This window comes from Pseudoalteromonas arctica (genome assembly GCF_012927645.1).
Classification (GTDB): Bacteria; Pseudomonadota; Gammaproteobacteria; order Enterobacterales; family Alteromonadaceae; genus Pseudoalteromonas; species Pseudoalteromonas arctica_A.
The window spans coordinates 1-12,287 of record NZ_JABBMT010000039.1; the positions used below are offsets into that span (position 1 = coordinate 1).

Here is a 12,287-nt window from a genome sequence, read left to right on the forward strand (position 1 = left end):
TCTTCGATAATACTGCGCCATTGTTCAAGGCTGCGTGTTTTTCTCATGGCTATCTCCTCATTGAAATTCAGAAATAGCTTAATCGGTTTGACGAGTTACTGGCAGGTGCACTTTGCTAGACGCTTACTGTACTTCAGCAATGTGTTCAGCAGCTGCAAGCACCGCTGCGCCTCCTAAACTATGACCGATTAATAATTGTGGCGCTTTAAAGTGTTCACGCAAGTGATCTGCAGCGGCAATTAAATCTTGAATATTTGATGAAAAATTACTGTTGGCAAAATCACCGTCGCTATTACCAAGGCCTGTAAAATCAAAGCGTAATACTGCAATACCTTGTTGAGTGAGTGCTCGGCTAATTCGACTTGCTGCGGCGATATCTTTACCACAAGTAAAACAATGGGCAAACAAAGCATAAAATTTAATATCACTGGTGGGTGTTTCAAGCTGACCGGCGAGTGTTAAACCAGCACTTTTGAACGAAATTTTTTGGCGCATACGTTACCTTTGCTTAATGAAAGAAGTTAGTGAAGAATAGACTATAAAAATGTGTTTATAATTACAGTTGTTTTGGCATTTTATCCACAATAGCAACATTTTGATTTGCATCAAGTAATAAACGCTTCCCCAGTTAAAGAGGACATAAGTCCTTATGTTTTTTTGCCTGTTTTATTATGCTCGCGAGCGCTACAATGGAGCAACTGCTATGATTAGCAAAGGCTTTTAACAACTTAATTCATTGGATACGAACATGCAATTACCTACCGTTGATTATAAAGCGAGCGATGCGGCCGCTCAATTTGTTGAGTCTCTTAGAAATACGGGTTTTGGTGTATTAAAAAACCACCCAATTCCACAGTCTCTTGTTGAATCAATTTATAAAAATTGGCAGGATTTTTTTAATTCTGAACAAAAACATGAATTCTTATTCTCTAAAGACACTCAAGATGGCTACTTTCCGCCTTCGGTATCAGAAGTTGCAAAAGGCTTTACAGTGAAAGATATTAAAGAATACTTTCATGTTTATCCAAAAGGCCGTGTACCAGCGCAGTTAGAAGCAGATATTCGCGAATATTATTGTTTAGCCAATGAGTTTGCTGCGACATTGTTAAGCTGGGTACAAGCTGAAGCCCCAGCGGATGTGCGTGCTAAGTTTTCAATCGATTTAAAAGATATGATTGCTGATTCAGAGCAAACCTTATTACGTATATTGCATTACCCGCCGATGACAGGTGATGAAGAGCCCGGTGCTATTCGTGCTGCTGCACATGGTGATATTAATTTATTAACGGTATTACCTGCTTCAAATGAGCCAGGCTTGCAAGTACAAAAAACAGATGGCGGTTGGCTAGATGTGCCATGCGATTTTGGTAGTTTAATTATTAACATTGGCGACATGTTGCAAGAGGCGTCAGGTGGTTATTTTCCATCGACTATTCATCGGGTTATTAACCCTAGTGGCAAAGCGTCATCTAAGTCACGAATTTCGTTACCGTTATTTTTGCATCCGCGTCCTGATGTGGTGTTATCAGCGCATTATACTGCAGACAGTTACTTACAAGAGCGTTTACGTGAGCTAGGTGTTAAATAATCCCTTAGCATATGTAATGATCAAGTAAATAAAAAGCGGCTGTTTAGCCGCTTTTTTAGTATTTGTGTTTATTGATTTGGCACAAAGTAAATAATGGCATGCATTCTGAGCTACTAAAGGTATAATGCGCGCAACTGGCCACTTTGGCCTAATTTGAAATAGAGAGTTTATATGAGTTTTGCTGGTTTAGGTTTATCACAGTCTTTAGTTAATGCGGTTTTAGAAAAGGGCTATGAAACGCCAACACCAATTCAGGCTCAAGCCATTCCTGCAATTATTGCGCGTCGCGATGTGATGGCTGCAGCGCAAACTGGTACAGGTAAAACAGCGGGTTTCACTTTACCGTTAATTGAGCGTTTATCAACAGGCCAAAAAGCCAAGGTTAACCAAGTCCGTGCTTTAATTTTAACCCCAACCCGTGAGCTGGCATTACAAGTAAGCGAGAACGTTGAAGAGTATGCTAAGCATTCTAATATCAGTTCTTTTGTTGTGTACGGTGGTGTTAAAATTAATCCGCAAATGATGCGTTTACGCAAAGGCGTAGATATTTTAGTTGCCACTCCGGGCCGCTTAATGGATTTGCATAACCAAAATGCTTTGAAGTTCGATAACCTCGAAGTGCTGGTGCTTGATGAAGCTGACCGTATGCTTGATATGGGCTTTATTCATGACATTAAACGTATCATCAGCAAGTTACCGGCTAAACGTCAAAACTTGATGTTCTCAGCGACGTTCTCAGACGATATTAGAGCGCTTGCGAAAGGGCTTATTAATGATCCGATTGAAATCTCAGTCGCTGCAAAAAATACCACATCAAAAAGTGTTACCCAATGCGTTTATGCGGTAGATAAAGCACGTAAAACTGCTTTGTTGAGTCATTTAATTCGTACTAATGACTGGCAACAAGTGTTGGTGTTTAGCCGCACTAAACATGGTGCAAACCGTTTAGTAAAACAGTTAGAGCGCGATGATATTGTTGGTGCTGCAATTCATGGTAATAAATCTCAGGGCGCACGTGTTAAAGCACTTGAAGGCTTTAAAAGCGGTGAAGTACGCGTATTAGTTGCAACGGATATTGTTGCCCGTGGCTTAGACATTGTTGAACTGCCATATGTAGTTAACTATGATTTGCCTAATGTGTATGAAGATTATGTGCATCGTATTGGCCGTACCGGTCGTGCGGGTGCATCTGGCGACGCAATTTCATTTGTAACATCGGAAGATGCTGATGACTTATACGGTATCGAGCGTTTTATCGGTGAATTGATCCCACGTGCAAAAGAAGCGGGTTTTGAGCCTACTAGCCTCGTACCAGAGCGCTCACTCGATGCTCGACCACTTCCAGCTAAAAAGCCAAAGAAAAAACAGCCATTTAATAAGCCTAAATCTGATAGCTCTAAGCCTAACAGTAAAAAGCCAAACAATGGTGGTAATGGCACGGGGCCACGTCGCGGCGGCTCTAAAAAGCCTGTAGCTAAAGGTGAGGGGGAGCAACAAAACCCGTGGACAAAACGCCAATCGGTCGGCGGTAATTCACAGCGCCGTCGGCGTCCAAGCAATAGCAATTCGCAGGGCAATTCTTAACCCTTGCTTAGAACATAGAAGAGCGCGCCGCAATCGGCGCGTTTTTTATTGTGCGGTTAAAAAGTTAATGGTTAAACCGATAAATAAAGTCACCGTTACACTTAACAAAGTGCCGAGCATAACGTATTCCGTTAATTGCTTTTCTTCACTGGCGCGTAAATCACCAAATCGAAAAATAGATTTTGCTGCCAGCAAAAAACCAACACCTGCGTACTCACCCAGTAAAATGAATGTCAGCATCAGTACGCGCTCTAATAAGCCAATACTGTGCCCCGCAGCGGGAATGCTGCCAGATGTTGCAAAGCCATTGGTTATATGCTCAAGTGCCATGCGAATAAATACCGAACTTGGGTTAAGCACTAATAAATAGCCTGTCAGTACAATTAAACTATTGAGGGCAATAAGCTGGTGTAATAGTTGGCTGTAAAAGTCGAGGTTATCAGCAAGCCACACCGCGACTATGACAATAACAATAAAATGAGCACATTGGTCGAGTAAAAAAGGGATCACCCCTTTATTTGAGTACGACTTGGCAATATCAATAAAGTAGTGGCTAATAACAATTGCTAATGTTGCTACAATTATATTTAAGGTATCTCCCCAGCCGTATTGATATTCCCATATAGCGATGACAAAAGCATTGACAATACCGTGCATCAGTATATGTAAATACAGTTTGCTGGCCCGAAAGTGGCGCGTGTTTCTGTCATTAACCCAGCTCATCGGTTGCCAGTAAAAGTCAGCAAGTAGGTGAGCTATCACTAGTGCAGTTAACAGTAAATAAAAACTCACTTATTCACTCCTTGGATCTGATTATGAATCGCTGTTCGGCTGTAATTTAAAAAGCGTTCTATTAATTGATAGTTCGCTAAATTAAGTAATTTGGTTACGTTCTCACGGCTGGTTTTAAGTTCTTTGGCAAGCTCTGCGTGGCTATTGTTATCAGTGGTTAGGTAATAAAATAATGCATTAGCTTGTTTTTGGCTCATTCTCTCAAGTAATACGTCAATTAAATCTATATTAAGGGCAAAGCTTGGGTCGAGCTGGCATTGCTCTATTTGTAGTAATAACTGTTGATGACTCAGGGTATCTAAGCCTTGTCCTGAAAGTGTATAAGCTGAACCTGTGGCTGTTTTTATATCTGCACGGGGGTTATCTAATTGGCCAATGGCCATGCTTTGCCGTAATGAGTAATTAGCTGATCTTAGCTGCAAGTTCAGTAAAATGGCTGCGCAGCACACCGTATGTGGATCAGGTAACTGAATTTGCATGGCATCTCCACGGTATATATTAAATTGCCCAGCGAACTTATCAGCAATAAACCGTAGGCTTTGATCAAGGTGATACAGCATGTCGTCGTATTCTTGTTTAGGGATTTTTTGCGACTTGATCAAGTCGCCACTAATAACAGCAATCATTGTGTCTACCTAAGATAATGTAACTCAAATTGGTTACATTTATATATGTAACCAAAATCAGTTACTTTTTAATATGTAACCAATATAGGTTACTTTTAGGTAAATTTCAAGGTAACTATGCTATATTAGCTAAAACGATATTTCGGAGTCGGTAATGCAGCAATCATCAGCGTCATTAGCAAATGAACAGACAACCACAAAACCCCGGGTTGGGTTATTTGTTGATGTACAAAATATTTATTACACCTGCCGGCAGAGTTACGGTAAAAACTTTGATTACAATGCCTTTTGGGCAAAAGTCAGTCATGACTATGATATTGACTGCGCGTTTGCTTACGCTATTTATCGAGGTGATGATAAACAATCACAATTTCAAAATATCTTGCGGGCAATTGGTTTTGAGGTAAAGCTAAAACCGTTCATTCAGCGTAAAGATGGTAGCGCTAAAGGGGACTGGGATGTAGGTATAACCATTGATATGCTCGAGCAGGGTAAAAATCTTGATCGTGTTATTTTGCTCTCAGGTGATGGTGATTTTGCGCTATTACTTGGTCATTTAGAGCATAAATACAATGTACCCGCTGATGTTTATGGCGCAGATAAATTAACTGCCGAAGCGTTAAAGCAAAGTGCTGAGCATTTTTATTGTATCGATCACTCCTTGTTACTATAAAAGAAAGGTTATTCAAACTGTATTTGGTCAACCGCTAGAAAATATATTTCAAAACTTACCTTGGATATTTACTAGTTTATTCTTGTATTGTGCCTTGGTAATGTTATTTTATTTCAAATAATATAACGTTATTAAACAACCTTTAACGATTACCGAAACAAAAGCGAATAAAAGCGTTAAAAAGTACCCTGTATTTAAAATAACTGCTGTCAATTTGTATTTTATAAAATCTAATTAAATTCAATTGATTACAATTAAATATAAAAGTTATATGAATTTTTATAAAAAACTTAATGACAACGCTGTCATTTATTGTGTAACATTAATTCAACATGGGTTGAGCGTGAATCGCATTAAGACAATAAAAAAACATGCGATTAATACAAATATAAAACGAAGGTTAGAGGTCGTTAAATGATGGCTAAGAGTGCGGATGAAGACCAATTGTATATTGGTATCGACGGTGGTGGAACTAAGTGCCGTGCAACTATATACTCTGAGCAACATGGGGTATTAGGAACTGGTTTAGGTGGCCCTGCGAATCCACTACATGGGTTGGAGCGTACATTAGAATCAATAATGGTATCTACACAATTGGCGATGCGCGATGCAGGCTTGCCATTAGAGTCTATTTATCAAGTGTATGCCGGTTTAGGATTGGCGGGTGTTAACTTACCAAGCTTATATAAAAAAATCACTGAGTGGGAGCACCCATTCAAACAAATGTTTTTAACTACTGACTTACATACAGCGTGTATCGGGGCTCATGAAGGCGGTGATGGTGCCGTGATAATCACGGGTACTGGCTCATGTGGTTTTTCATACGTCAAAGGGCGGTCGGTGAATTACGGTGGTCATGGTTTTGCACTTGGCGATAAAGGCAGTGGCGCATGGATGGGCTTAGAGGCCATTAAAGCGGTGTTAATGGAACTCGATGGCTTAGGGCCTCACACGATAATGACGTCAGAGATTAAAGAACATTTTAATGTCACAACAGCAATGGGTGTTGCTGAGAAAATGGCCGGACAGCCGTCAAGTAGTTATGCAAAACTGGCACGCTATGTATTTGACGCAGCCCACCAAGGCGATCAAATCGCTTTAGCCATTGTAAAAGACGGAGCGCAATACGTGAGTCAGTTAGCGCATCGTTTATTAGAAAATAATCCACTGCGTTTATCTATGATCGGTGGCCTTGCAGAGCCGTTACAGCAATGGCTCGACCCAGCAATTGCAAAACTTGTTGAAGTACCAAAGCAACCGCCTGAAATGGGCGCTATTTATTTTGCACAGCAATCAGTATTAGAGCAAGACCAAAAGGTAGCACTGTAATGAAAACCTTCTATCGCGCAACACGTTTATTCACGGCTGATAAATTTCTGGATAATGCATTATTCAGTGTTGAAAATGGCGTCTTTCATCTTGAAACTACCAGTACAGGCAGTGTTATTGAGCTAGATGGCTTAGTTGTGCCAGGCTTTATTGATGTACAAGTTAATGGCGGTGGCGGGGCATTTTTTAATGCTGAGCAAAGTACACAATGCTTAGATCGTATCGCAAAAGCGCATGGTCAATTTGGTACAACGGCACTGATGTCAACACTTATCACTGATAAAGTTGAAACCATGCAAGCAGCTGCTGATGCAACAGCAAAAGCAATAAGCGAAGGGGTTGCGGGTGTATTAGGTATTCACTTTGAAGGACCGCATTTGTCTTTTCCAAAAAAAGGCACACACAGTGAGCAGTTTATTCGGCCAATTAGCGAACAAGAATTTGCCATTTATGCGCGTCAAGATTTAGGTATCAAAATGGTTACCTTAGCGCCAGAAAATGTCAGCATTAGTGATATTGAGCGCTTAGTGGCGTGTGGTGTAAAAGTATCACTTGGTCACACTAATGCTGACTATGCAACGACAATGGCTGCACTCAATGCTGGCGCCGATGGGTTTACACATTTATATAACGCGATGTCGCCGTTTACATCACGTGAACCCGGCGTAGTTGGCGCGGCGCTTTGGCATGATAACAGCTGGTGTGGCTTAATTGTTGATGGGCATCATGTACATCCATTATCTGCACAGTTAGCTATTCGCACTAAACAGCGCGGCAAAATTATGTTAGTCACTGACGCAATGCCACCAGTGGGTACCGGTGCAATGGAATTTGATTTCTTTGACGGGCGCAAAGTAATTCGTACTGGAGATAGATTAAATTCAAGCACTGGCGAATTAGCGGGTAGTGTTTTAGATATGGCAAGTGCTGTGCGCAACACCGTCAATACTTTAGATGTTAGCCTCAGTGAAAGTTTACGTATGGCTGCATTGTATCCGGCACAATATTTAAACCTCAAGAACAAGGGGCGTTTACTTGATGGTTTTGACGCAGACTTTGTGGTGCTCGATGAGCAGCAGTTTGTAAAAGCCACTTATATTGCAGGCATTGCAATTTAACGTTTCCTTGAAAAACCCCCGCCGTTGTATCGCGGGGCTTTTTGTTTTAAGAGTAAAAATAATGACAATAGTACAAGCAGACACAAAGCCAAGCAAAAAGCGTTTAGCATCCCTTGATGCTTTACGTGGCATGGATATGTTTTGGATTTTAGGTGGGCAATCTATTTTTGCCGCTTTATTTGTTTTAACCGGTTGGACTGGTTGGCAGATATTTGAAGCGCATACACTACACAGTGCGTGGCATGGGTTCACATTTTATGATTTAATTTTTCCGCTATTTATCTTTTTATCCGGCGTAACAATGGGCTTAGCGCCTAAGCGTATTGACCACTTACCATGGGATGAACGAAAGGTTCATTATCGTAAAGCTGTGAAACGCTTACTTTTACTGTGTGCTTTAGGAATTATGTACAATCATGGTTGGGGGACAGGTATCCCTTTAGCCTTTGACGAAATCCGTTATACCAGTGTATTGGGGCGTATTGCTGTTGCATGGTTTTTTTGCGCTATGTTGGTATGGCATACCAGTATTCGCACACAAGTATTTATTGCAGTTGGTTTATTATTAGGGTATTGGATTTTAATGTGTTTTATTCCTGTGCCAGGTGGTGTAGCAGGGGATTTAAGTGCAGTTGGCAGTTGGAATGCATGGTTTGATAAACACTTTTTACCGGGTATTAGTTATCAAAACCGTCCTGTAGATCCTGAAGGAGTTTTATCAAGTTTACCTGCAATTATTAATGCTATGGCAGGGGTTTTTGCAGGACAGTTAATTATCCGAGCATCAAAAATTGGTGAGTGGAAAACGGCTGGAATTTTGTTTGGGGCAGGAGTTGTAAGCGTTTGCTTAGGTTGGCTTTGGGATTTACAGTTTCCAGTTAACAAAGAATTATGGACCAGCTCATTTGTACTTGTAACTGTTGGTTGGAGTGCAATATTACTCGCGATTTTTTATGCTCTGGTTGATATTTTAAATGGCCAAAAATTAGCGTACCCATTTGTAATTATAGGTGTTAACTCAATTATTATTTATATAGCGTCAAGTTTAGTTAACTGGAGTTACATCAGTCGTAGTGTATTTGGCGGTTTTATTAATGCAGCTCCAGCGCCATGGCAGCCTTTAATTGCTGTTATCGCTCTGTTATTAGTACAGATCCTAGTATTACATTGGATGAATAAACGGAAGATTTTTGTCAGCGTTTAAAACGGTCAATAAAATAATTGTAGAAATATAAAATTTTTATTCACTTTTACTTTACAAATAAAAGTGGAATAGTAATAATGACAGCGTTGTCATAATGGTGTTGACCAAATAGTGTATCTTTGTTTGGTTTGATCTAAGACCCAATCCGATTGCACATGGGGTTGGGGCTTAGATCCCATTTTTTCATCAACTAATTTAATAACTGAGCAAACTAATATGCAAATAGTAATTTTAAATGATGCAGCAACCGTAGCAGCATATGGCGCAAATATTTTCGCAACACAATTACAAAACAAACCAACATCAGTGCTCGGTTTAGCAACGGGCTCTACGCCAGTTGCGTTATATCAACAATTAATCGCTAAAAATACAGCGGGTGAAATTTCATTTTCACATGTAACAACGTTTAACTTAGACGAATACTTAGGTTTAGCGGGCGATCATCCACAAAGCTACCGTTACTTTATGAATGAGCAATTGTTTAGCCATATTGATATTAATAAAGAAAACACCTTTGTACCGCCTGGCGATGCTGTTAATCCAATTACAGCATGTAAAGAATATGAAGATAGAATTACAGCAGCAGGTGGCGTAGATATACAGTTACTTGGTATTGGTCGTAATGGTCATATAGGTTTTAACGAACCTTCATCAGGTCTTTGTTCACGCACGCGTGTAAAAACGCTTACAAAAGCAACGGTTGATGATAACGCTCGTTTTTTTGCTGGCGATGAATATCAACCTCATCTATCAATTACGATGGGAATTGGTACGATTTTAGAAGCTAAAAAAGTTGTTTTACTTGCAACAGGTGAAAATAAAGCGGATGCCGTCTATGCGATGGTCGAAGGGCCATTAATGGCTAAATGCCCCGCGTCTGCACTACAACTACATAAAGATGCCGTTATCGTGATTGATAAAGCCGCAGCAAGCAAACTTGAAGATTTAGAGTTTTATCAGCATATCGAAGCTGAAAATCAAAAATTACAGGCGCAGTTAGCGACTTTATAAAAATAAAGAATTTATTGTGTGTTCAAAAAAGTCCGTAAGGGCTTTTTTTTTTGCCTATAGAACGCTAAGTATTAAGTGGGTTTTGTTATCGTGTTATGTTAATTTTAGCCATCTAAATGATAAAAGGATGAGCATGCTTAATTACAGTCAGATGTCACTCGATCGTGCCTCTAATCTGCGTAAAGATCCAATTTGGTTAGCGGCGCAAGTAAATGAGCAAAGCCGCTGGTTATTGGTAAATCATAATCACACATTATTTGATTTAAATAGTGTGGCGGTTACATTTTTAAATTTTAATACCGTCAAAAATTTAGATTTAACAGCAGCAATATTTTTAGGGCTAGATCAGCAAGATATCAGTTATTTTGCTCTTGATGTGAGTGCGCTAGAAGAAGCCTTGTTAGTAAAACTGATCGGTGATGCTGAGTTTGTCGATATTCGTCGTTATGGAGTTCAAGTTGCGCTTGAAGAAGGCTCAATGGCTGCACTTGCAAGAGGTTTATGCTATTGGCATGCAACACATCGTTTTTGTGGTCGCTGTGGTTACCAAAATCATTTAGTCGAAGGTGGACATTCACGTTTGTGTGTCAATGAACAATGTAAACATCAAACCTTTCCGCGCACAGATCCTGCAGTAATTATGGTTGTTACACGTACCTTTGCAGATGGCGTTGAACGTTGTTTGTTAGGCCGCCAAGCTGTGTGGGCTCCAGGTATGTACTCGTCTTTAGCTGGTTTTGTAGATCCAGGGGAAACGCTTGAACAAGCTGTCGCGCGTGAGGTGATGGAAGAGGCGGGTATTATAGTTGAAAATGTTCGTTATATTGCCTCACAACCTTGGCCATTCCCTTCTTCAATTATGTTAGGCTTTATAGCAGAAGCGGTTACAGAAGAAATTCAAGTTGATAAAGATGAACTCGATGATGCGCAGTGGTTTAGTCGTGAAGAGCTCGCTAAATTTGGCAATTGGCACGAAGAAGGGGAGCATTTAAAGTTACCTAGAGCTGATTCTATTTCGCGCTATTTAATCGACTATTGGCGTGAACTGCAAGATCAAGCATAGTGTAGAGTATGTTCTATCGAAATATTTTAAGGATTAATAATGACAACAAGTAATAAAAACACGCTGTTAGTGAGCACTGGACGTAAGAAGGCTTATACTCATGGGGTGGTTAATCCAGTAGTGCAACGGGCATCGACGGTTGTTTTTGATTCAGTGGCAGAGCTTAAAGAAGCGGCAAAAAATCGTGGCGATAAAACACTTTTTTATGGTCGTCGTGGTACTACTACACATTTTGCATTACAAGAAGCTATCACTGAGCTTGAAGGAGGGGAGGGATGTGCGCTTTATCCATGTGGGGCTGCGGCAATTAGCAGTACACTCTTGGCTTTTTTGAAGGCGGGCGATCATATCTTAATGGCAGATAATGCTTATGAACCAACGCGTGATTTTTGCGATAAAATTTTAGCTGACTTTGGCGTTGAGACGACCTATTATCCACCGACAATCGGAGCTGATATTAAAGCGCTACTCAAAGACAACACTAAAGTGCTGTTTTTAGAGTCGCCTGGTTCTATCACCATGGAAATTCAAGATGTGCCGGCCATGGTTGCAGTTGCCAATGAGCATGGGGTAATGACGATGCTTGATAACACCTATGGCAATGGCTTGCATTATCGCCCATTAGAACACGGTGTTGATATTAGCATTCAAGCGGCAACTAAATACATTGTGGGTCACTCTGACGTGATGATGGGCGTTGCTGTAGCCAATAAAAAATACTGGCCAACGTTACGTGAACAATCTTATTTACTTGGTCAATGTACCTCGGCTGATGACGCTTATTTAGCGTTAAGAGGCCTGCGGACTATGGCGGTGCGCTTAAATCAGCATGAACAAGCCGCAATTGAGGTTGCGAAGTGGTTAGAGCAGCATCCACTGGTTGACCATATTCGTCATCCAGCATTTGCAACGTGTCCGGGTCATGAGTTTTTTAAGCGTGATTTTGATGGTAGTAATGGCTTGTTTTCTTTTGTTATGAAACAAGGGAACCAAAGCGCGATAGATGCCTTTTTAGACAGTTTAGAGCATTTTAAAATGGGCTTTTCGTGGGGCGGCTTTGAAAGTTTAGTAACGGCTAACTTAACTATGAAGGGATTACGCTCAGTAACGGGTTGGACGCAAGGGCCTGTGATCCGTTTACATATAGGCCTTGAAGACGTGGACGATTTGATTGCTGATTTAAGCCAAGCACTCGATATATACCAACAGAATTTGTAGCCAGCGGATCGATAAGGCTACATTATTTGTTACAAAGCTCGTATTAATACGGGCTTTTTTTTGCTAGTAATTCAACACGTT

General features: G+C 40.5%; 11 protein-coding genes and 1 pseudogene. 9 read left to right on the forward strand and 3 right to left on the reverse strand.

Features of this window, described 5'->3' with window-relative positions; genetic code table 11:
- Nucleotides 1-129: 129 nt before the first annotated feature.
- Nucleotides 130-495 (reverse strand): annotated as a pseudogene (locus HHO47_RS16825) (alpha/beta hydrolase family protein); the annotation flags it as partial.
- A 253-nt stretch (nucleotides 496-748) separates the two neighbouring features.
- Between HHO47_RS16825 and HHO47_RS16830 the strand changes: the two are divergent.
- Entirely contained in the window at nucleotides 749-1,588 is an 840-nt protein-coding gene (locus HHO47_RS16830; protein ID WP_169021345.1) for an isopenicillin N synthase family dioxygenase, read from the forward strand.
- Between the two features lie 171 nt (nucleotides 1,589-1,759).
- Nucleotides 1,760-3,172 (forward strand): DEAD/DEAH box helicase, encoded by a 1,413-nt coding sequence (locus HHO47_RS16835; protein WP_169021346.1) that lies wholly within the window; start codon nucleotides 1,760-1,762, stop codon nucleotides 3,170-3,172.
- 45 nt (nucleotides 3,173-3,217) lie between these two features.
- Here the strand turns inward: HHO47_RS16835 and HHO47_RS16840 are convergent, their stop codons facing one another.
- Together HHO47_RS16840 and HHO47_RS16845 are read right to left on the reverse strand one after the other, a co-directional pair.
- Nucleotides 3,218-3,964, reverse strand: coding sequence for a DUF3307 domain-containing protein (locus HHO47_RS16840; protein ID WP_169021347.1), 747 nt, complete (start codon nucleotides 3,962-3,964; stop codon nucleotides 3,218-3,220).
- Nucleotides 3,961-4,590 carry a hypothetical protein gene (locus HHO47_RS16845; protein ID WP_169021348.1) on the reverse strand — a complete coding sequence of 210 codons (630 nt, stop codon included), beginning with the start codon at nucleotides 4,588-4,590 and terminating at the stop codon, nucleotides 3,961-3,963. Before HHO47_RS16845 ends, HHO47_RS16840 begins: the two co-directional genes overlap by 4 nt.
- Before the next feature lie 154 nt (nucleotides 4,591-4,744).
- Here HHO47_RS16845 and HHO47_RS16850 point away from each other — a divergent pair, with 154 nt between their 5' ends.
- The 7 genes from HHO47_RS16850 (at nucleotide 4,745) to HHO47_RS16880 (ending at nucleotide 12,206) form a co-directional block, all read left to right on the forward strand.
- Entirely contained in the window at nucleotides 4,745-5,263 is a 519-nt protein-coding gene (locus HHO47_RS16850) for an NYN domain-containing protein (RefSeq protein ID WP_169021349.1), read from the forward strand.
- A 414-nt stretch (nucleotides 5,264-5,677) separates the two neighbouring features.
- On the forward strand, nucleotides 5,678-6,592 hold the full coding sequence (gene nagK / locus HHO47_RS16855) for an N-acetylglucosamine kinase (protein ID WP_169021350.1): 915 nt from the start codon (nucleotides 5,678-5,680) through the stop codon (nucleotides 6,590-6,592).
- Nucleotides 6,592-7,710 (forward strand): N-acetylglucosamine-6-phosphate deacetylase, encoded by a 1,119-nt coding sequence (gene nagA / locus HHO47_RS16860; RefSeq protein WP_169021351.1) that lies wholly within the window; start codon nucleotides 6,592-6,594, stop codon nucleotides 7,708-7,710. The genes nagK and nagA overlap by 1 nt, the downstream gene beginning before the upstream one ends.
- Nucleotides 7,711-7,771: 61 nt before the next feature.
- Nucleotides 7,772-8,914 carry a transmembrane glucosamine N-acetyltransferase NagX gene (nagX, locus tag HHO47_RS16865; protein ID WP_169021352.1) on the forward strand — a complete coding sequence of 381 codons (1,143 nt, stop codon included), beginning with the start codon at nucleotides 7,772-7,774 and terminating at the stop codon, nucleotides 8,912-8,914.
- A 216-nt stretch (nucleotides 8,915-9,130) separates the two neighbouring features.
- Complete coding sequence (gene nagB / locus HHO47_RS16870) at nucleotides 9,131-9,925, forward strand: glucosamine-6-phosphate deaminase (RefSeq protein ID WP_169021353.1); 795 nt, start codon at nucleotides 9,131-9,133, stop codon at nucleotides 9,923-9,925.
- A 133-nt stretch (nucleotides 9,926-10,058) separates the two neighbouring features.
- Complete coding sequence (gene nudC / locus HHO47_RS16875; protein ID WP_169021354.1) at nucleotides 10,059-10,988, forward strand: NAD(+) diphosphatase; 930 nt, start codon at nucleotides 10,059-10,061, stop codon at nucleotides 10,986-10,988.
- A gap of 39 nt (nucleotides 10,989-11,027) precedes the next feature.
- Nucleotides 11,028-12,206 (forward strand): cystathionine beta-lyase, encoded by a 1,179-nt coding sequence (locus HHO47_RS16880; protein ID WP_169021355.1) that lies wholly within the window; start codon nucleotides 11,028-11,030, stop codon nucleotides 12,204-12,206.
- The last annotated feature ends 81 nt before the right edge of the window (nucleotides 12,207-12,287 follow it).

Bases quoted from the DNA above. Each gene is read 5' to 3' on its own strand.
- nagK (WP_169021350.1), top strand. From the start codon at position 5,678: ATGATGGCTAAGAGTGCGGATGAAGACCAATTGTATATTGGTATCGAC.
- nagA (WP_169021351.1), top strand. From the start codon at position 6,592: ATGAAAACCTTCTATCGCGCAACACGTTTATTCACGGCTGATAAATTT.
- HHO47_RS16835 (WP_169021346.1), top strand. From the start codon at position 1,760: ATGAGTTTTGCTGGTTTAGGTTTATCACAGTCTTTAGTTAATGCGGTT.
- HHO47_RS16830 (WP_169021345.1), top strand. From the start codon at position 749: ATGCAATTACCTACCGTTGATTATAAAGCGAGCGATGCGGCCGCTCAA.
- HHO47_RS16850 (WP_169021349.1), top strand. From the start codon at position 4,745: ATGCAGCAATCATCAGCGTCATTAGCAAATGAACAGACAACCACAAAA.
- HHO47_RS16880 (WP_169021355.1), top strand. From the start codon at position 11,028: ATGACAACAAGTAATAAAAACACGCTGTTAGTGAGCACTGGACGTAAG.
- HHO47_RS16845 (WP_169021348.1), bottom strand. From the start codon at position 4,590: ATGATTGCTGTTATTAGTGGCGACTTGATCAAGTCGCAAAAAATCCCT.
- nagB (WP_169021353.1), top strand. From the start codon at position 9,131: ATGCAAATAGTAATTTTAAATGATGCAGCAACCGTAGCAGCATATGGC.
- nudC (WP_169021354.1), top strand. From the start codon at position 10,059: ATGCTTAATTACAGTCAGATGTCACTCGATCGTGCCTCTAATCTGCGT.
- nagX (WP_169021352.1), top strand. From the start codon at position 7,772: ATGACAATAGTACAAGCAGACACAAAGCCAAGCAAAAAGCGTTTAGCA.